At 64.7% G+C, this 20,305-nt stretch carries 16 protein-coding genes; 8 read left to right on the top strand and 8 right to left on the bottom strand.

The window, feature by feature from the left end; all coding sequences use genetic code 11:
• Nucleotides 1-45 precede the first annotated feature (45 nt).
• Together lolD and CAG33_RS23335 are read right to left on the bottom strand one after the other, a co-directional pair.
• The gene (lolD, locus tag CAG33_RS23340) at nt 46-729 is read right to left on the bottom strand and encodes a lipoprotein-releasing ABC transporter ATP-binding protein LolD (RefSeq protein ID WP_170930074.1); all 684 of its coding nucleotides are present in this window, start codon (nt 727-729) and stop codon (nt 46-48) included.
• A 7-nt stretch (nt 730-736) separates the two neighbouring features.
• Nucleotides 737-1,987, bottom strand: a complete 1,251-nt coding sequence (locus tag CAG33_RS23335) for a lipoprotein-releasing ABC transporter permease subunit (RefSeq protein WP_085584531.1) — start codon at nt 1,985-1,987, stop codon at nt 737-739.
• Between the two features lie 94 nt (nt 1,988-2,081).
• On the opposite strand from CAG33_RS23335, the gene CAG33_RS23330 reads away from it, so the two are divergent.
• On the top strand, nt 2,082-2,663 hold the full coding sequence (locus CAG33_RS23330; RefSeq protein WP_085630795.1) for a PilZ domain-containing protein: 582 nt from the start codon (nt 2,082-2,084) through the stop codon (nt 2,661-2,663).
• 14 nt (nt 2,664-2,677) lie between these two features.
• Complete coding sequence (locus tag CAG33_RS23325) at nt 2,678-3,400, top strand: glycerophosphodiester phosphodiesterase (RefSeq protein WP_085584535.1); 723 nt, start codon at nt 2,678-2,680, stop codon at nt 3,398-3,400.
• A gap of 42 nt (nt 3,401-3,442) precedes the next feature.
• Here CAG33_RS23325 and sthA read toward each other — a convergent pair whose 3' ends face one another.
• Complete coding sequence (gene sthA, locus CAG33_RS23320; protein WP_085584537.1) at nt 3,443-4,837, bottom strand: Si-specific NAD(P)(+) transhydrogenase; 1,395 nt, start codon at nt 4,835-4,837, stop codon at nt 3,443-3,445.
• Nucleotides 4,838-5,035: 198 nt separating this feature from the next.
• Entirely contained in the window at nt 5,036-6,085 is a 1,050-nt protein-coding gene (locus tag CAG33_RS23315) for an FAD:protein FMN transferase (RefSeq protein WP_085640684.1), read from the bottom strand.
• Between the two features lie 74 nt (nt 6,086-6,159).
• Here CAG33_RS23315 and CAG33_RS23310 point away from each other — a divergent pair, with 74 nt between their 5' ends.
• Nucleotides 6,160-7,458 (top strand): MFS transporter, encoded by a 1,299-nt coding sequence (locus tag CAG33_RS23310; protein ID WP_085584541.1) that lies wholly within the window; start codon nt 6,160-6,162, stop codon nt 7,456-7,458.
• A 162-nt stretch (nt 7,459-7,620) separates the two neighbouring features.
• Here the strand turns inward: CAG33_RS23310 and CAG33_RS23305 are convergent, their stop codons facing one another.
• Nucleotides 7,621-9,084, bottom strand: coding sequence for a glyceraldehyde-3-phosphate dehydrogenase (locus CAG33_RS23305; RefSeq protein WP_085630799.1), 1,464 nt, complete (start codon nt 9,082-9,084; stop codon nt 7,621-7,623).
• A gap of 354 nt (nt 9,085-9,438) precedes the next feature.
• On the opposite strand from CAG33_RS23305, the gene mfd reads away from it, so the two are divergent.
• Genes mfd through CAG33_RS23290 form a run of 3 tightly spaced genes read left to right on the top strand, consistent with a single transcriptional unit; the run spans nt 9,439 to nt 16,167 of the window.
• Nucleotides 9,439-12,888, top strand: a complete 3,450-nt coding sequence (gene mfd / locus CAG33_RS23300) for a transcription-repair coupling factor (RefSeq protein ID WP_085640682.1) — start codon at nt 9,439-9,441, stop codon at nt 12,886-12,888.
• Nucleotides 12,889-12,898: 10 nt separating this feature from the next.
• A complete protein-coding gene (locus CAG33_RS23295) occupies nt 12,899-13,465 on the top strand; it encodes a CsiV family protein (RefSeq protein WP_085584547.1) in 567 nt (188 codons plus the stop codon).
• 11 nt (nt 13,466-13,476) lie between these two features.
• Entirely contained in the window at nt 13,477-16,167 is a 2,691-nt protein-coding gene (locus CAG33_RS23290) for a DEAD/DEAH box helicase (RefSeq protein WP_085640680.1), read from the top strand.
• Nucleotides 16,168-16,328: 161 nt separating this feature from the next.
• On the opposite strand, the gene CAG33_RS23285 is transcribed toward CAG33_RS23290, so the two are convergent.
• The 3 genes from CAG33_RS23285 to CAG33_RS23275 form a co-directional block, all read right to left on the bottom strand.
• On the bottom strand, nt 16,329-17,066 hold the full coding sequence (locus tag CAG33_RS23285) for an S-methyl-5'-thioinosine phosphorylase (protein ID WP_085640678.1): 738 nt from the start codon (nt 17,064-17,066) through the stop codon (nt 16,329-16,331).
• 12 nt (nt 17,067-17,078) lie between these two features.
• Nucleotides 17,079-18,077, bottom strand: a complete 999-nt coding sequence (gene nagZ / locus CAG33_RS23280; RefSeq protein WP_170930076.1) for a beta-N-acetylhexosaminidase — start codon at nt 18,075-18,077, stop codon at nt 17,079-17,081.
• Nucleotides 18,078-18,245: 168 nt separating this feature from the next.
• The gene (locus tag CAG33_RS23275; protein ID WP_085584555.1) at nt 18,246-18,953 is read right to left on the bottom strand and encodes a TetR/AcrR family transcriptional regulator; all 708 of its coding nucleotides are present in this window, start codon (nt 18,951-18,953) and stop codon (nt 18,246-18,248) included.
• 229 nt (nt 18,954-19,182) lie between these two features.
• Between CAG33_RS23275 and lexA the strand changes: the two genes are divergently transcribed.
• Nucleotides 19,183-19,791, top strand: a complete 609-nt coding sequence (lexA, locus tag CAG33_RS23270) for a transcriptional repressor LexA (protein WP_085584557.1) — start codon at nt 19,183-19,185, stop codon at nt 19,789-19,791.
• 10 nt (nt 19,792-19,801) lie between these two features.
• Nucleotides 19,802-20,275: an SOS-induced cell division inhibitor SulA gene (sulA, locus tag CAG33_RS23265; protein WP_085640673.1), complete on the top strand. Its 474-nt coding sequence runs from the start codon at nt 19,802-19,804 to the stop codon at nt 20,273-20,275.
• Nucleotides 20,276-20,305 lie beyond the last annotated feature (30 nt).

Genomic DNA, 20,305 nt, shown 5'->3' with positions numbered 1-20,305 from the left:
GGGAATAAAAGGCCCGACACCTTCACCGGCATCGGGCTGCGGGCGTCAGATGGGGGTCAGGCAACCTTCCTGCAGGTGCAGGACGCGGTCCATCTGGCGGGCCAGGTTCATGTCGTGGGTCACCACCAGGAACGCCGTGCGCATCGAGGTGCTGAGTTCGAGCATCAGGTCCTGAATGCCCTGGGCGGTGTGGGAGTCGAGGTTGCCGGTCGGCTCGTCGAGCATCACCAGCCCCGGCTTGTTCACCAGCGCGCGGGCGATCGCCACACGCTGACGCTCACCGCCGGACAGCTCGGCGGGCTTGTGCTCCAGACGATGGGCCAGGCCGACCCGCTCCAGCAGCGCCGTCGCACGCTGACGGGCTTCCGGGATCGGCGTCTTGCCGATCAGCAGCGGCATGCAGACGTTCTCCAGCGCGGTGAACTCCGGCAGCAGGTGGTGGAACTGGTACACGAAACCCAGCGCGCGGTTGCGCAGCTGGCCGCGGCCCTTCTCGCTCAGTGCCGAGAGCTCTTCGCCGGCGAGCCAGACGCTGCCCTTGGTCGGCGTGTCGAGGCCGCCCAGCAGGTTGAGCAAGGTACTCTTGCCCGAACCCGACGTACCGACGATGGCCACCCGCTCGCCGGGGAACAACTCCAGCTGCAGATTGGCCAACACTTCCACCGACTCCGGGCCTTCCTCGTAGGATTTGCCCAGGCTGCGGCAGCTCAAGATCGCTTTTTGACTCATGCCCGACTCACTCATAACGTAGCGCCTCCGCCGGCTGGGTGCGTGCGGCACGCCAGGCGGGATACAGGGTGGCGAGGAAACTCAGGACCAACGCGGCGGAGCAGACCATCACCACATCCTGGCTCTGCACCTGCGACGGCAGGTAATCGATGAAGTACACGTCCGCGTTGAGGAACTTGTGGCCGATCAGGCCTTCGAGGGCCGAGATCGCGGCGCTGACGTTGAGCGCGGCGAAGATCCCGACCACCGCGCCGATGGCGGTGCCGACCACGCCGATCACGGTGCCCTGCACCATGAAGATGCGCATGATCGTCCCGGGCGTGGCACCCAGGGTGCGCAGGATCGCGATGTCGCCCTTCTTGTCGTTGACCACCATCACCAGCGTGGAAATGATGTTGAAGGCCGCCACGGCGACGATCAGCAGCAACAGCAGGCCGATCATGGCTTTTTCCATGCGGATCGCCTGGTACAGGTTGCCGTGGGTGCGGGTCCAGTCGCGGGCGTAGTAACGGTCTTCGCCCAGCTGCCGGGCGATGTTCCACGCCTCGCGCGGGGCCTGGAACAGGTCGTCGAACTTCAGGCGCAAACCCTGCACCTGATCCGGCTTCCAGCGGTGCAGCTTCGCCAGGTCCTGCAGGTTGGTGACGCCCAGGTAGCCGTCGATCTCGCCGGCGCCGACGTGGAAGATGCCGACCACCGTGAAGCGTTTCATGCGCGGGAACATGCCGGCCGGGGTCACGCTGACCTCCGGCGCCACGAACGTGATCTTGTCGCCCAGGCCCACGCCGAGCTTGGCCGCGGCCTTGTCGCCGATGACGATGCCGAAGCTGCCCGGGGTCAGGTCGTCGAGTTTGCCCTGCCGCATGAAGTTGTCGATGATCGACACGTTGCGCTCCAGCGCCGGGTCGATGGCGTTGAGCAGCACCTTGGACACCTGACCGTTGTTGGTCAGCAGCCCCTGCATCTGGGTGAACGGCGCGACGGCCGTCACCTGAGGGTTCTGCCTGACCTTGTCGGCCAGGCCCTGCCAGTCGCTGATGGCTTCGCCGGACTCGACGGTGGCGTGGGGCACCATGCCCAGCACGCGGGTGCGCATCTCATGGTCGAAGCCGTTCATCACCGACAGCACCACGATCATCACGACCACGCCAAGGGCGAGCCCGATCATCGAAGTCAGGGAAATGAAGGAGACAAAATGATTGCGACGCTTTGCACGGGTGTAACGCGTGCCGATGAATACGAAGAGAGGTCTGAACATGTCGGGGCTTGTTCGGAGGGAAAAGGAACGTCCTTGTGGCGGGGGTCGATAACCAGCTTTACACTCAGACCACCGCCGCTACCATGGGTTCGCCATGTCGACATTAGATGAAGAAGATCGCCGCGAATACTACCGTATCGAGGACATGATCGCACTGGAAATTAGGCCCCTGTCCGCTCCCGAAGCGGCGGGCGAGGAAGTGTTGCAGGATGCTTCCCCCCTCTTCAACCTGCTCAGCGAACTGCACCTGAGCGAATTCGAGTCGCAGCACCTGCTGCGCCAGATCAGCGAGCGCGACCGCGCCATCGCCGCGTTCCTGAAGACCCAGAACAAACGCATCGACCTGCTCAGCCAGGTGGTCGCCCTGACCGTGCTCGGCCACATCGGCGAGCCGCAGCCGGTGATCATCTCCGAAGGCGGCATCGACTTCCAGCACCCGACGCCCGTGGCCGTCGGCGCGCGGCTGTCGGTCAAGCTGGTGCTGATGCCCCAGGCCCTCGGCCTGCTGCTGCGCGCCCGCGTGACCCATTGCGACCGCAAGGGCGACGGCTATGACGTCGGCACCGAGTTCGAGCACCTGACCGATGCCCAGCGCCAATTGCTCGCCCGCTACATCCTGCAGAAGCAGGCCCAGGAACGACGCCTGGCCCGCGAACAGAACGAATCAGGCATTTGAATTAAGGAAGAACCGTGACCCTCATCTACGGCCACCGCGGCGCCAAGGGCGAAGCACCGGAAAACACCCTGACCAGCTTTCAGGAATGCCTCAAGCACGGCGTGCGCCGCTGCGAACTGGACCTGCACCTGTCCAAGGACGGCGAACTGATGGTCATCCACGACCCGACCCTCAAGCGCACCACCGAGCGGCGCGGCAAGGTCGTCGAGCACACGGCCGCCGAACTGGTGACCTACGATGCGCGCAAGGGCGGCCCGGGCTGGATCAAGCCCTGCCCGATCCCGACGCTGGAAGAGCTGTTCGAGAAATGCGACTTCGAGCACTGGCAACTGGAGGTCAAGAGCGCCTCGCGCACCCGCGCCGCGACCACGGTGCTGGCGATCCGCGAAATGGCGGTCAGGCATGGCCTGCTCGACAAGGTGACGATCACCTCGAGCTCACGGGAAGTGTTGAAGGCAGCGCAGGACCTGGTGCCGGACGTGTCCCGCGGCCTGGTGGCCGAGTACGCCTGGCTGGACCCGCTGAAGGTCGCGCAGAACTACGGTTGCGAGATCCTGGCCCTGAACTGGACGCTGTGCACGCCGGAGCGCCTGCAGAAGGCGCAGCGCCAAGGACTGCACGTCTCGGTGTGGACCGTCAACGAGCCCGCGCTGATGCGCAGGCTCGCCGACTTCGGCGTTGACAGCCTGATTACAGACTTTCCCGGTTTGGCCACTGCCACCCTCGAGAATTGCTGAAATCGGTCTCCCCGGCCGGCTCAGGCCACCGGCCGGAGCCGCTCAAAAAAGCCGGTTGAGGCCGTCGTACGCCGCTACCCGATAGGCTTCGGCCATGGTCGGGTAGTTGAACGTGGTGTTGACGAAGTACTTCAGGGTGTTGAGCTCGCCCGGCTGGTTCATGATCGCCTGGCCGATGTGCACGATCTCCGAGGCCTGATAGCCGAAGCAGTGAACGCCCAGCACTTCCAGCGTCTCGCGGTGGAACAGGATCTTCAGCATGCCTTGAGGCTCGCCGGCGATCTGCGCCCGCGCCATGCTCTTGAAGAACGCCTTGCCCACTTCGTACGGCACCTTGGCCTGGGTCAGCTCCTGCTCGTTCTTGCCGATCGAACTGATCTCCGGAATGGTGTAGATGCCGGTCGGCACGTCATTCACGAAACGCCAGCTGCCGTTGTCGACGATGCTGCCGGCGGCCGAACGGCCCTGGTCGTGGGCGGCACTGGCCAGGCTCGGCCAGCCGATCACGTCACCGGCGCCATAGATGTTCTGCACGCAGGTGCGGTAGTTTTCGTCGACTTCGATCTGGCCGCGGCTGTTGACCTTGATCCCGATGTTCTCCAGACCCAACTGGTCGGTGTTGCCGGTGCGTCCGTTGCACCAGAGCAAGGCGTCGGCCTTGATCTTCTTGCCGGACTTCAGGTGCAGGATCACGCCGTTGTCCACGCCTTCGACCCGGTCGTAGTCTTCGTTGTGGCGCACGGTGATGTTGTTGTTGCTGAAGTGGTAGCTCAGCGCCTGGGAGATTTCCGAGTCGAGGAAGCTCAGCAGTTGGCCGCGGTTGTCCACCAGCTCCACCAGCACGCCCAGGCCGCTGAAGATCGAGGCGTATTCGCAGCCGATCACGCCGGCGCCGTAGACGATCAGTTTGCGCGGGGTGTGGCCGAGGCTGAGGATGGTGTCGCTGTCGTAGATGCGCGGGTGGTGGAAGTCGATATCCGCCGGACGGTACGGACGCGAACCGGTGGCGATGATGATGTGCTTGGCCACCAGCTTCTCGACCACGCCGTTGGCGCAGACCACTTCGATGGTCTGCTCGTCGGCGAAGCTGCCGGTGCCGAAGAACACATCGACGCGGTTGCGGGCGTAATAGCCGGTGCGCGAGGCGACTTGCTTGGAGATGACCTTCTCGGCGCTTTTCAGCACGTCCGGGAAGGAGAACCAGCGCGGCTCGCCGATGGCCCGGAACATCGGGTTGGTGTTGAACTGCATGATCTGCCGCACGGAGTGACGCAAGGCCTTGGACGGGATGGTGCCCAGGTGGGTGCAGTTGCCGCCGACCTGACGGCGGCTGTCGACCATCGCCACCTTGCGCCCCGCCTTGGCGGCGTTCATTGCCGCGCCTTCTCCCGCCGGGCCGGAACCCAGCACCACCACGTCGTAGTTGTAGACAGCCATGCGTACTCCTCAGAACAGGCCGCGGCGCCAACGGCACCGGCGGCTAAATCACGCCGGATGGCGGCGCGAAGGAACAATTGGGGGCCAGTGAAAAAACCCGGACACAGTCTATAGAAGCGTCAACGCCGCGCACATTAACCCTTGGTCGCGTCGTAGGCTACTTCTGCCTGCACTACAACGCCAGTTTTCGCATTGTCCTCAGTCAGGTTTCCCGCGACTGAGCCGCTCGAAAGCAGGGCTTGCGCGCGTGACGAAACCTGTATCGGCACGAATCACGAAAAATGCACCGACGCCGTGCTTTTGCGCATAGTCCCAACCCCTTTCGGGCCCGAGGATCAGCAGCAGCGTCGAGAGCCCGTCGGCCATCAGCGCCGAAGGATCAATCACCGTCACGGACGCCAGATCGTGCAGGACGGGCCTGCCGGTGCGGGCATCGAACGTGTGGGAATAACGCTGGCCGTCCTGCCGGAAATAGTTGCGGTAGTCGCCGGAGGTGGAAACGCCGTAGCCGTCGACTTCGATGACGCGTTCCGTCACCTGTCGGTCGTCACGGGGCTCCTCCAGGGCGATGCGCCACGCAGCCCCGTCAGGCTTCTTGCCGCTGGCCTTGAGTTCGCCGGTGGCCTCGGCGAGGTAATCGTGGATGCCCAGGGCTTCGAGCCTGGCGGCGATCGCATCGACCGCGTAACCGGCCGCGATGCTGTCGAAGTCGACTTCGACGGCGGCGTCCTTGCACAGCCGCTCGCCCTCGATGCGCAGATGCTGATGGCCGACACGCTGCCGAGCCTGCGCCAGCGCCGCGTCATCCGGCACCTTTTCCTCACGGCCTTGCGGGCCGAAGCCCCACAGGTTCATCAGCGGTTCCACCGTCAGGTCGTAGGAACCTTCGCTCTGCTGCGACAGACGCTCGCCGACCCGAACCAACTCAAGCACCGACGCCGGCATGGCCTGACAGCCACCGGCGGGCAAGCCGTTGAAGCGCGAGATGTCGGAGTCGCTGCGGTAGGTGGACATCTGCCGGTCGACGCCGGCCAGGATGCCCTCGACTTCGCCGCGCATCTGCGCAGGATCGGGCAGCCCCGGGTGCCGCACGTACTTGACCGACCAGGTGCTGCCCATGGTCGGCCCGCCCAGGGTTTCCAGGGTGTCGCCGGCGCCACAGGCGCACAGCGCACCCGCCAGGATCACAAGCCCAAGCCACCGTCCAGTTAACAATTCTTCATCTCCCCGCAAAACCGCGCCGGCCATTATGAATCAAAGCGCCCGCGCGCTCCGCACGTACGCAACGCCCTCATACAAAATCCAACAGCGAGTATCTGGATATGTCCTCCTCCCCGGGCAAAGGCAAGGCGATCTTTCGCGTTGTCAGCGGCAACTTCCTCGAAATGTTCGACTTCATGGTCTACGGCTTCTATGCCACGGCCATCGCCAAAGCCTTCTTTCCGGCCGACAGCGCCTTCGCCTCCCTGATGCTGTCGCTGGCGACCTTCGGCGCCGGCTTCCTGATGCGCCCTCTGGGGGCGATCTTCCTCGGCGCCTACATCGACCGCCACGGCCGCCGCCAGGGCCTGATCATCACGCTGGCCCTGATGGCCGCCGGCACCGTGCTGATCGCCTGCGTGCCCGGCTACGCGACCCTCGGCGTCGCCGCACCGCTGCTGGTGCTGCTCGGACGCCTGCTGCAAGGCTTCTCCGCCGGTGTCGAGCTGGGCGGGGTTTCGGTGTACCTGGCGGAAATCTCCACGCCAGGGCGCAAGGGCTTTTTCGTCAGTTGGCAGTCCGCCAGCCAACAGGCGGCCGTGGTCTTCGCCGGCCTGCTCGGCGTCGGCCTCAACCACTGGCTGAGCCCCGAGCAAATGGGCGACTGGGGATGGCGCGTGCCGTTCCTGGTCGGCTGCATGATCGTCCCGGCGATCTTCATCATCCGCCGCTCGCTGGAGGAAACCCCGGAGTTCCAGGCGCGCAAGCATCGCCCTACCCTGTCGGACATTGTCCGCTCCATCAGCCAGAACTTCGGCATCGTCATCGCCGGCATGGCGCTGGTGGTGATGACCACCGTGTCGTTCTATCTGATCACCGCCTACACGCCGACCTTCGGCAAGGCCGAGCTGCATCTGTCTGACTTCGATGCCTTGCTGGTGACGGTGTGCATCGGCCTGTCGAACTTTTTCTGGCTGCCGGTGATGGGGTCGGTGTCGGACCGGATCGGACGCAAACCGCTGCTGCTGGCGGCGACGATCCTGGCCATCGTCACGGCCTACCCGGCACTGTCGTGGCTGGTGGCGAACCCGAGCTTCAGCCATCTGCTGATCGTCGAGTTGTGGCTGTCGTTCCTGTACGGCTCGTACAACGGCGCCATGGTGGTGGCGCTGACCGAGATCATGCCGGTGGAGGTGCGCACGACCGGCTTCTCGCTGGCCTATAGCCTGGCGACCGCCACGTTCGGCGGCTTCACCCCGGCGGCGTGCACTTACCTGATCCATGTGCTGGACAACAAGGCGGCGCCGGGCATCTGGCTCAGCGGCGCGGCGGTGCTGGGGCTGATTGCCACGCTGGTGCTGTTCCGCGGCAACCGGCACGAACAGCGCGCGGCGCAGGCGGCCGTGGGCGGCGGTGCCTGACCGGCCGCCATCGCCAGCAGGGCTGGCTCCCACAGGGATTTTGCATCGCCACAGCCCCTGTGGGAGCCCGCCCCGCTAGCGATGGGGCCAGCCCAATTGCGACAGGCACACAAACAAAAACGCCCCGACCAAGGTCGGGGCGTTTTCATCTACCGCTAAGGCTTAGCGCGGGAACGCTGGCGGGTTCACGCCGGCCATGTCTTCCATCACGCGGATCACCTGGCAGCTGTAGCCGAACTCGTTGTCGTACCAGACGTACAGAACGACGCGGTTGTCCTGGGTGATGGTCGCCTCGGCGTCCACCACGCCTGCGTGGCGCGAGCCCACGAAGTCGGTGGAAACCACTTCCTGCGAATTGACGAAGTCGATCTGCTTGTGCAGGTCCGAGTGCAGCGCCATGTAGCGCAGGTACTCGTTCATCTCTTCGCGGGTGGCGGCCTTCTCAAGGTTCAGGTTGAGGATGGCCATGGACACGTTCGGCGTCGGAACGCGGATCGCGTTGCCGGTCAGCTTGCCGGCCAGCTCAGGCAGGGCCTTAGCGGCAGCGGTGGCGGCGCCGGTCTCGGTGATCACCATGTTCAGCGCAGCGCTGCGGCCACGGCGGTCGCCCTTGTGGAAGTTGTCGATCAGGTTCTGGTCGTTGGTGTACGAGTGAACGGTCTCGACGTGGCCGTTGACGATGCCGAACTTGTCGTTCACAGCCTTCAGCACCGGCACGATGGCGTTGGTGGTGCAGGAAGCGGCGGAGACGATCTTGTCGTCAGCGGTGATTTCGTTGTGGTTGATGCCGTGAACGATGTTCTTCAGCTTGCCCTTGCCAGGCGCGGTCAGAACGACACGGTCGATGCCCGGGCACTGCAGGTGCTGACCCAGGCCGTCGGCGTCGCGCCACACACCGGTGTTGTCCACCAGCAGCGCGTCTTTGATGCCGTACTGGGTGTAGTCCACCTCGGTCGGGTTCTTCGCGTAGATCACCTGGATCAGGTTGCCGTTGGCGGTGATGGTGTTGTTGGCTTCATCGATGGTGATGGTGCCGTTGAACGAACCGTGCACCGAGTCGCGGCGCAGCAGGCTGGCGCGCTTGGTCAGGTCGTTCTCGGCGCCCTTGCGCACCACGATGGCCCGCAGGCGCAGGCCGTCGCCGCCACCGGTCTTCTCGATCAGGATGCGCGCCAGCAGACGGCCGATGCGGCCGAAACCGTACAGGACGACGTCGGTGCCCTTGCGGGCCGAAGCGTTCTGCTGACCGACCACTTCGGCCATCTCTTCACGCACGAATTGCTCGGCGGTGCGGCCGTTGGCTTCGTTGCGGAACTTGAACGCCAGCTTGCCCAGGTCTACCGAAGCCGCGCCGAGCTTGAGCTCGCTCATGGCCTTGAGCAGCGGGAATGTTTCGTGGACGGAGAGTTCGCTGTCGTCGGCAGCGCGATGGCGGGCAAAGCGGTGGGCTTTGAGAATCGCGATGACAGACTGGTTGATCAGGCTGCGGCCATAGATCGAGCTCACCACGTTGTTGTTGCGGTAGAGCTGACCGATAAGCGGAATCATCGCTTCTGCGAGTGCTTCACGGTCGATCCATTCACCAAGACACTGGTCGGGCTTCTGAGTCACGGGAACCTTCCACATGTAGGGGCAGAAAAAAGGGGCTACATTATGCCGCCGAGTCCCTCGCGTAGCAATGCGCGCCTGTCGCGCAATCGGTAACAAATGACCGGCCGAAAAAATTGCGCCCCTCGCCAGCCCAGCAAAACCGGGGCTTCCAGCGCTGTCAATTTTTCGACACCCAAACAGCCATGTCTGTAACCCTCCGTAACACCCCTGGTTTTCGGCACTACATTTCCACCAAAAAACCGCCCATTTTTGTCTTTACCACTACATTTTGCCCAAACCGCGCAGATAGACGCAGTCTGCAACTGACAGGCGGCACCCGACGCCGCTACAATTACCGACTTTGTCGCACCGCCTGGAGCCCGACCTTCCGTGCCCGTTCTGCGTCTACCGCCACTCCCTGCCGCGGCAGGTAAACAGCATTGGGGCAACCTGCCCGGTGCCGCCCTGAGCCTGGTGATCGCCGAGGCTGCCAGCGCAGCCAAGCGCTTTACGCTGCTGCTGACCGCCGACAGCCAAAGCGCCGAGCGGCTGGAGCAGGAGCTGAGCTTCTTCGCCCCGGATCTGCCCGTGCTGCATTTCCCGGACTGGGAAACCCTGCCTTACGACCTGTTCTCGCCGCACCAGGACATCATTTCCCAGCGCATCGCCAGCCTGTACCGCCTGCCGGAACTTGCGCACGGCGTGCTGGTGGTGCCGATCACCACCGCCCTGCACCGCCTGGCGCCGACCCAGTTCCTGCTCGGCAGCAGCCTGGTGCTGGACGTCGGCCAGAAGCTCGATGTCGAGCAGATGCGCACCCGGCTCGAAGCCAGCGGCTACCGTTATGTGGACACGGTCTACGAGCACGGCGAATTCACCGTGCGCGGCGCGCTGATCGACCTGTTCCCGATGGGCAGCAAACTGCCCTACCGCATCGACCTGTTCGACGACGAAATCGAGACCCTGCGCACCTTCGACCCGGAGAACCAGCGCTCCATCGACAAGGTCGACTCGGTCAAGCTGCTGCCGGCCAAGGAATTCCCGCTGCAGAAGGAAGCGGTGACCCGCTTCAAGGCGCGCTTCCGTGAACGTTTCGATGTCGATTTCCGTCGCTGCCCGATCTTCCAGGACCTGAGCAGCGGCATCACCCCGGCCGGCATCGAGTACTACCTGCCGCTGTTCTTCGAAGAGACCTCGACCCTGTTCGACTACCTGCCCCAGGACACCCAGGTGTTCTCGTTGCCGGGCATCGAGCAGGCGGCGGAAAACTTCTGGAACGACGTGCGCAACCGCTATGAGGAACGCCGCGTCGATCCGTCACGTCCTCTGTTGCCGCCGGCCGAACTGTTCCTGCCGGTGGAAGACTGCTTCGCCCGCCTCAAGAGCTGGCCCCGCGTCACCGCCAGCCAGCAGGAGACGGACACCGGCGTCGGCCGCGAACGTTTCCCCGCTCAGGCATTGCCGAACCTGGCCATCGAAGCCAAGGCCAGCCAGCCGCTGGCGGCCCTCTCCGCCTTCCTCGACGCGTTCCCCGGGCGCGTGCTGTTCACCGCCGAATCCGCAGGCCGCCGCGAAGTACTGCTGGAACTGCTCGAACGCCTGAAGCTGCGCCCCAAGACCGTCGACAGCTGGCCGGACTTCGTCGCCGGCAAGGAGCGCCTGGCGATCACCATCGCCCCGCTCGACGAAGGCCTGATGCTGGACGAGCCGTCGCTGGCGCTGATCGCCGAAAGCCCGCTGTTCGGTCAACGGGTGATGCAGCGCCGGCGCCGCGAAAAACGCGCCGACGCCAACAACGACGCGGTGATCAAGAACCTCACGGAACTGCGCGAAGGCGCGCCGGTGGTGCACATCGACCACGGCGTCGGCCGTTACCTGGGCCTGTCGATCCTGGAGATCGACAACCAGGCCGCCGAGTTCCTCACCCTGGAATACGCCGAGGGCGCCAAGCTGTACGTGCCGGTGGCGAACCTGCACCTGATCGCCCGCTACACCGGCAGCGACGACGAACTCGCGCCGCTGCACCGCCTCGGCTCCGAGACCTGGCAGAAAGCCAAGCGCAAGGCCGCCGAACAGGTGCGCGACGTCGCCGCCGAACTGCTCGACATCTACGCCCGCCGCGCCGCCCGCGAAGGCTATGCCTTCGCCGACCCGAAGGCCGACTACGCCACGTTCAGCGCCGGCTTCCCGTTCGAGGAAACCCCGGACCAACAGGCCACCATCGAAGCCGTGCGCGAGGACATGCTCGCGCCCAAGCCGATGGATCGTCTGGTCTGCGGCGACGTCGGCTTCGGCAAGACCGAAGTGGCGATGCGCGCCGCGTTCATCGCGGTGCACGGCGGCCGGCAGGTGGCGATCCTGGTGCCGACCACCCTGCTCGCCCAGCAGCACTACAACAGTTTCCGCGACCGCTTCGCCGACTGGCCGGTGACCGTGGAGGTGATGAGCCGCTTCAAGTCGGCCAAGGAAGTCAACGCCGCCGTGGCCGACCTGGCCGAAGGCAAGATCGACATCGTCATCGGCACCCACAAGCTGCTGCAGGACGACGTCAAGATCAAGAACCTGGGGCTGGTGATCATCGACGAAGAGCACCGCTTCGGCGTCCGCCAAAAGGAACAGCTCAAGGCCCTGCGCAGCGAAGTCGACATCCTGACCCTGACCGCCACGCCGATCCCGCGCACGCTGAACATGGCGGTGTCGGGCATGCGCGACCTGTCGATCATCGCCACGCCGCCGGCCCGGCGCCTGTCGGTGCGCACCTTCGTCATGGAGCAGAACAAGAGCACGGTCAAAGAGGCGCTGCTGCGTGAGCTACTGCGCGGCGGCCAAGTCTATTACCTGCACAACGACGTGAAAACCATCGAGAAGTGCGCCGCCGACCTGGCCGAACTGGTGCCGGAAGCGCGGATCGGCATCGGCCACGGACAGATGCGCGAGCGCGAGCTCGAACAGGTGATGAGCGACTTCTACCACAAGCGCTTCAACGTGCTGATCGCCTCGACCATCATCGAGACCGGCATCGACGTGCCGAGCGCCAACACGATCATCATCGAGCGCGCCGACAAGTTCGGCCTGGCCCAACTGCACCAACTGCGCGGCCGAGTCGGACGCAGCCACCACCAGGCCTACGCCTACCTGCTGACGCCGCCGCGCCAGCAGATCACCGCCGACGCGGAGAAGCGCCTGGAGGCGATCGCCAACACCCAGGACCTGGGCGCCGGTTTCGTGCTGGCCACCAACGACCTGGAGATCCGCGGCGCCGGCGAATTGCTCGGCGACGGCCAGAGCGGGCAGATCCAGGCCGTGGGCTTCACCCTGTACATGGAGATGCTCGAACGCGCGGTGAAATCGATCCGCAAGGGCGAGCAACCGAACCTGGAGCAGCCGCTCGGCGGCGGCCCGGAAGTGAACCTGCGGGTGCCTGCGCTGATTCCCGAGGACTATCTGCCGGACGTCCACGCCCGCCTGATCCTGTACAAGCGCATCGCGTCGGCCACCGACGAGGAAGGCCTGAAGGACCTGCAGGTGGAGATGATCGACCGCTTCGGCCTGCTGCCGGAGCCGACCAAGAACCTGATGCGCCTCACCGCGCTGAAGCTTAAGGCCGAACAGCTGGGCATCAAGAAAGTCGACGGCGGCCCGCAGGGCGGGCGCATCGAGTTCGCCGCCCAGACGCCGGTCGACCCGCTGACCCTGATCAAACTGATCCAGGGCCAGCCCAAACGCTACAAATTCGAAGGCGCCACGATGTTCAAGTTCATGGTGCCGATGGAGCGCCCGGAAGAGCGCTTCAATACTGTGGAGGCGCTGTTCGAGCGCCTCATCCCGACAACTGCTTGAAGGACGCCGCATGCGCCTGTTCCGCTCACTGACCTTGTTGATGACCCTGGTCGCCCCCACCGCGTTTGCCGATGACCTGTATCAGGTCGAAATGATCCTGGTGCGCCAGAACGCCGTGCCGGCGATCGTCAGCCGCGCCGCACCGGAAGACTGGGCCGCCGGCGCCCAGCGCCTGGGCGACGACAGCCGGCGCACCCCGGCCCTGGGCGACGTCGCCGCCAAGCTCACCGCCAGCGGCGAGTACAGCGTGCTGATGCACAAGGCCTGGCAGCAGACCCTGGGCGAAGCGCCGGCGAAAGTGGCGGTCAGCGAAGGCCAGGAGCAGTTCGGCCAGTTCCCCATCGAAGGGACGCTGGAAATGAAACTGGGGCGCTTCACCGACGTGAATGCCGATTTCTGGGTCAACCAAATCGACGGCAACGGCATGGTCACGGCCAGCGAACGGCTGAAGCAGGACAGCCACACCAAGAACGGCCAGCTCAACTACCTCGACAACGGCCACCTGGCCCTGCTGATCAAGATCACTTCACTGACGGCGCCTGCGCCTCGCGAAGCGCCTGAAGTCGTGCCGGACTGATCGACGTCGTCATGCCATCGCCCCTGAGCAAACCGCTGGCACCCTCCTGGGCCGGCCGGTTCAAGGAACAGAGCCTGGAACGCGGCCGCCGCTACGCGCTGGAAAACCGGGTGCGGATCGTCGAGGCCGGCGACGCCACCATCACCGCCAGCTGCGAAGGCTCCGGCGGCAACGTCTACCGTCAGATCATTCGCCTGCGCGAGTCGGCAAAGGGCACGCTGCTGATGGTCGACGCCACGTGCACCTGCCCGGCCCACAGCAACTGCAAACACTGCGCGGCGGTCCTTTTGCAGGTGCAGGAAACCCTTGAGTACCCGGCGGCGGCGAAGGACGCCGAACTGCTGGAAAAACTCCAGGCCGTCCTCGAAAGCCGCAGCCCCAAGGCACCGCCCCAAGTGCTGGTGGACAATGTCCAGCCGGTGCCGCGCCTGTGGCTGGCCAGCGTCGAGTTCAGCGCGTTCGAGCCGCGCAACGGCAAGATGCAGCGCTACATTCAGCACCGCGCGGCGCTGTCGTTCAGCTATCTGGACGAGTACGTCAGCGGGCAGAAGAACAGCGACATCCTGATCCGCCAGGAAGCGCAGACGCTGCGGATCAAACGCCACCCGGACATCGAGCAGACCTACCGCGAGCAACTGCGCATCCTCGGGTTCCGCATCGCCACCCGGCAGAGCAAGGCCCTGCCCGAAAGCGCCGGCGAACTCTACGAGATGGTCAACGACAGCGCCTGGCTGACCTTCACCCTCAACGACTTGCCGAAACTGCGCACCCAAGGCTGGGAGCTGCAGATCGACGACGAATTCGGCTTCGACCTCACCGCCGTCGACGATTGGTACGCCACCGTCGAACAGACGCCCGAGCGCGACTGGTTCGACCTGGAACTGGGGATCATCGTCAACGGCGAACGCCTGAGCCTGCTGCCGATCCTGCTCAACCTGATGCGCTCGCACACGGAGATTCTCAACCCGGAACGTCTCGCCCGCCGGCGCGACGACGAATTGATCCTGGTGAACATCCCCCAGCGCAACAGCGAGCATGGCCCCCTGCAAGTGGCCCTGCCCCTAGGCCGACTGAAACCGGTGCTGGCGACGCTCGGCGAGTTCTATCTGCAGGAACCGGGCGAAACCGCCCTGCGCCTGAGCAAGGCCGACGCCACCCGGCTCAATTCGCTGGAAGGCCTGCCGCTGCTGTGGGAAGGCGGCGAGCAGATCCGCAGTTTCGCCCAGCGCCTGCGCGACATCCGCGACTACTCCGCCAAGGCGCCCAAAGGCCTGAACGCGACGCTGCGTCCCTATCAGCTCGAAGGCCTGAGCTGGATGCAGTCGCTGCGCCAGTTGGAGGTCGGCGGGATCCTCGCGGACGACATGGGCCTGGGCAAGACCCTGCAGACACTGGCGCACATCCTCTGCGAAAAGAACGCCGGACGCCTGGATCGCCCGAGCATGGTGGTGATGCCCACCAGCCTGATCCCGAACTGGCTCGACGAGGCGGCGCACTTCACTCCGCAGCTCAAGGTGCTCGCGCTGTACGGCGCCGGCCGCAAAAAGCACTTCGGGCACCTGGAGGATTACGATCTGATCCTCACCACCTACGCGCTGCTGCCCAAGGACATCGAGCACCTCGTCCGGCAACCGCTGCATGTGCTGGTGCTGGACGAGGCGCAATACATCAAGAACCCCGGCAGCAAGGCTGCCCAGGCCGCCCGTGAGCTGAACGCCCGCCAGCGCCTGTGCCTGAGCGGCACGCCGCTGGAAAACCATCTGGGCGAACTGTGGTCGCTGTTCCACTTCCTGCTGCCCGGCTGGCTCGGCGACGTCAAAAGCTTCAATGCCGATTACCGGGTGCCGATCGAAAAGCGCGCCAGCGAAGTCAGGCTTTCGCACCTCAACGGTCGGATAAAGCCGTTCCTGCTGCGCCGCACCAAAGAACAGGTGGCGACCGAGCTGCCGCCCAAGACCGAGATCATCCACTGGGTCGAACTCAACGAAGCCCAGCGCGACGTGTACGAAACCATGCGCCTGGCCATGGACAAGAAAGTCCGCGACGAGATCACCCGCAAAGGCGTGGCGCGCAGCCAGATCATTATCCTCGAAGCCCTGCTCAAGCTGCGTCAGGTCTGCTGCGACCTGCGCCTGGTCAGCGACGCCGCCCCGCCCGCCCGCGGCAGCACGTCGGGCAAGCTGGACAGCCTGATGGAGATGCTGGAGGAACTGCTCGACGAGGGCCGGCGGATCCTGCTGTTCTCGCAGTTCACCTCGATGCTGTCGCTGATCGAAGACGAACTGAAGAAACGCAAGGTGGATTACGCGCTGCTGACCGGCCAGACCCGGGACCGACGCACGCCGGTGAAGGAATTCCAGAGCGGCAAGCGTCAGATCTTTCTGATCAGCCTGAAGGCTGGTGGCGTCGGGTTGAACCTGACCGAAGCGGACACGGTGATTCACTACGACCCGTGGTGGAACCCGGCAACGGAAAACCAGGCCACCGACCGCGCCTACCGGATCGGCCAGGAAAAGCCGGTGTTCGTCTACAAGATGATTGCCCGGGGCACCGTCGAAGAGAAGATTCAGCACCTGCAGAAAGAAAAGTCCGACCTGGCGGCCGGCGTGCTGGATGGGCGCAAGGCCGGAGACTGGAAGCTGCAGAACGATGACATCGAAGCGTTGTTTGCGCCGTTGCCGGACAAGTTCGACAAGCGCTAGGGCCTTGAACGCTTGCGGGCAACCCCTGTGGGCGTTTGCCTGCAAGCGATGAGGCCGGCACCGGCGGTGTCCTCACTGACGCCATCGCCAGCAGACTGGCTCCCACAGGGATTTCGGCTGCCCACGGGATCCATGAACTGCAACGCGGCGCAGGGCCGGATTCAGCCCTTGAGCACCCGCGCCAGCGTCGATTTCACCTTGCCCATGCCGTCGTGCAGCGCCTGTTCGATCTCGACCATGGTGATGACCGCCGTGGTCTTGCCCGCCGCCGGGTTCACCACCAGCGACAGACAGGCGTAGTCCAGTTCCAGCTCACGGGCCAGCGCGGCTTCCGGCATGCCGGTCATGCCGACGATGTCGCAGCCGTCACGCTCCAGGCGCACGATTTCCGCCACGGTTTCCAGGCGCGGGCCCTGCGTGCAGGCATAGACGCCTTGGTCGCTGTATTCGCAGCCCTCGGCCGCCAGCGCGGCAATCAACTGCTGGCGCAGCGGCTCGCTGTAGGGAAAGCTGAAGTCGATGTGGGTGACATGCTCCAGGTCATCGGCGAAGAAGGTGTGCTCCCGGCCGCTGGTGTAATCCACGATCTGGTGCGGCACGCAGAAATGCCCGGTGCCCATTGCCGGATGGATCCCGCCCACGGCGTTGACCGCGATGATCGCTTCGGCGCCGGCCTGCTTCAGCGCCCACAGGTTGGCGCGGTAGTTGACCTTGTGCGGCGGGAAACGGTGCGGGTGGCCGTGGCGGGCCAGGAACAGCACTTCCTTGCCGGCGTACTCACCAATCTGCACCTCGGCCGAGGGCGCTCCATAGGGCGTGTCCAGCGCCAGCGAGCGGCGGATGCTCAAGCCTTCCAGCTGGGTCAGCCCGGTGCCGCCGATAATCGCGTAAACCGTCATAGCGAAGACTCCTTAATCAATCAGTTGAGCGTCTTTGAGCGCGCCGAGGGCGGTGAGCCAGCGCGGATCCTGACGGTAGTCGGTGCTGGCGAACGCCTGCCCGCGCATCCTGGCAATGCGTGCGGACGGCTTGACCTTCAGGCGCTGCGCCGCGCTCAGGGCGAGCTCGGCGGCGGCGCGGTCGTTGCACACCAGGCCCATGTCGCAACCCGCGCTGAGCGCCGCCTCGATTCGGCTGGCGGCATCGCCCACCACATGGGCGCCGGCCATTGACAGGTCGTCGCTGAAGATCACGCCGTCGAACTGCAGCTCGCCGCGCAGGATGTCCTGCAGCCAGCGACGGGAGAACCCGGCCGGCTGCGCGTCGACCTGTGGGTAAATGACGTGGGCCGGCATTACGGCGGCCAACTGTTTGCTCAGCCTGGCGAAAGGCACCAGATCCTTGGCGCGGATCTCGTCGAGGCTGCGCTCATCGTTCGGAATCGCCACGTGGGAGTCCGCCTCAGCCCAGCCATGGCCGGGAAAGTGCTTGCCGGTGGCCGCCATCCCGGCGCTGTTCATGCCGCGGATGAAGGCGCCGGCCAGCAGCGCGGCACGCTCGGGATCCCCTTCGAAGGAACGGGTGCCCACCACGGCGCTACGCTGGTGATCCAGGTCGAGCACCGGCGCGAAGCTCAGGTCGAGCCCCACCGCCAGCACTTCGGTGGCCATGATCCAGCCGCACTGTTCGGCCAGGTATTCGGCGTTCGGGTTGTCGGCGATCGCCCGCATGGCCGGCAGCCGCACGAAGCCCTGACGCAGACGCTGCACCCGGCCGCCCTCCTGGTCCACCGCCAGCAACAGGTCGGGACGCACCGCGCGGATCGCCGCGCTCAGCTCCCGCACCTGACGCGGGTGTTCGATGTTGCGGGCGAAAATGATCAGGCCGCCCACTTCGGGCTGACGCAACAGTTGGCGATCTTCGGCCGTCAGCCAGGTACCGGCGACGTCCACCATCAACGAGCCTTGCAGGCCAGCAGTCATAGGAATTCCTTGATAACGAAAAACCCGCTCCACGGACAACCGCCGCCCGGGGCATTGCCCGGCGGGTCGGCGATTTCATCGGGGAACGGGTTCAGAACGAGAGTCGGCATGGGCGGCTAGCTTAGCGGATGTCCGCCGCCGCGCCCACCCGTTTGGTCAGGCCTTGGCGGCCACCGGGGCGGTTTTGCTGCGGGGGCGCAGTTGCGCGGCGGCCATGGCGTCATCGGTGACGCCGCTTTCGGCGCGCATGCCGGCGGCGAGGAACGGCACCATCAGACGCATCACCTGCTCGATGGACGTGTTGATGCCGAAATCGGTTTCGGCGATGGCGCGCAACGCCTTGATCCCGGACATGCTGAACGCGGCGGCACCGAGCATGAAATGCACGCGCCAGAACAGCTCGATGGGCGGAATGCGCGGAGCGGCCTCGTTGACCAGCAGCATGTAGCGGCGGAACACCTTGCCGTACATGTCTTCGAGGTAACGGCGCAGGTGCCCCTGGCTCTGGCTGAAGGCCAGGCCCAGCAAGCGCATGAAGATCGACAGGTCGTTGCCGCTGCGGGGCTGGACCACCAGGGCCTGCTCGACCAGGATCTCCAGCAGCTCCTCAAGGGATGCCTTGTGCTCCGGCTTGGCCTGGCGGCGCTCCAGCTCCTTGTCGAGGCTGATGCAGAACGGCCCGAGGAACCGAGAGAAGACCGCCTGGATGAGCGCCTTCTTGGAACCGAAATGGTAATTCACCGCCGCCAGGTTGACCCCGGCCTTGCTGGTGATCAAACGCAACGAGGTTTCGGCGAAACCTTTCTCCGCGAACAATTGCTCGGCAGCATCGAGAATGCGTTCAACGGTTTCCGACTGGGCCATGGCTACTCCGCCTGACAAACACTTGTTTGAAACATACGTTTCAGCCCATGCCTTGTCAAGCCTGCCGGTTCGTTTTGAGAACGGTCGGTCAGGTATTTAACCACACAAGGCCGCGCCTTTGACGGGCGCCGTCGCCGACCGTCCGGCGGGCTGCCGAAAAACGAGCATTGCCAAGCCTCTCCCACTGTATATAATCCCAGTCACTGTATAAAAAGACAGAGCGATCAATATGCTTAAGCTGACGCCACGCCAAGCCGAGATTCTGGCCTTTATCAAACGCTGCCTCGAAGACAACGGCTACCCGCCGACCCGTGCGGAAATCGCTCAGGAACTGGGCTTCAAGTCCCCCAACGCCGCCGAGGAACACCTCAAGGCCCTGGCCCGAAAGGGCGCGATCGAGATGACGCCCGGCGCTTCCCGCGGCATCCGCATTCCCGATTTCGAAGCCAAGGTCGACGAATCCACACTGCCGATCATCGGCCGCGTGGCTGCCGGCGCCCCCATCCTGGCCCAGCAACATATCGAAGAGTCCTGCAACATCAATCCTGCCTTCTTCCATCCGCGCGCCGACTATCTGCTGCGCGTGCACGGCATGAGCATGAAGGACATCGGCATTTTCGACGGTGACCTGCTGGCGGTTCACACCACCCGGGAGGCCCGCAACGGCCAGATCGTCGTGGCCCGGATCGGTGACGAAGTGACCGTCAAGCGTTTCAAGCGCGACGGCAGCAAGGTCTGGCTGATCGCCGAAAACCCTGAGTTCGCCCCTATCGAAGTCAACCTCCAGGACCAGGAACTGGTCATCGAAGGTTTGAGTGTCGGCGTGATCCGCCGCTAAAGGAGGCTGTATGCAGTTCCCTCACACACCTCAGCAAACCCAACTGCCATTGTTCGAAGCTTTTTTGGCGCAACCGATGGCGCCAGTCCTGAAGGACATCGTCGAGCGTCCCTGGAATGCCGCCCCCGAAGCCTTCAGCGAACTGTCACTGCGAGGCGCTGCCGGGAACTGCCTGAACCTGCTGGCCCCCATTCTTCGTGACCTGAGCGAAGAGCAGGACGCCCGCTGGCTGACCTTGATCGCGCCACCCGCAAGCCTGACCCAGGCCTGGCTGCGGGATGCCGGCCTGAACCGCGAACGGATCCTGCTGCTGCAACCACGCGGCGCCCAAAGCGCTCAGCAACTGGCCTGTGAGGCATTGCGCCTGGGGCGCAGCCACACCGTGGTCACCTGGCTCAACCCTCTCAGCCCTGGCTCACGACAACAGCTTATCGGCGCCGCCCGTGCCGGGGACGCTCAAAGCCTGAACATTCGATTGGGTTGACTGAGCGAGGAACGCTCTGTTTCAAGCTCC

This window comes from Pseudomonas sp. B3(2017), from assembly GCF_002113595.1.
Taxonomy (GTDB): Bacteria; Pseudomonadota; Gammaproteobacteria; order Pseudomonadales; family Pseudomonadaceae; genus Aquipseudomonas; species Aquipseudomonas ekonensis.
The sequence above is the reverse complement of the archived record's forward strand: the minus strand, read 5'-3'. Positions and strand labels throughout refer to the sequence as shown.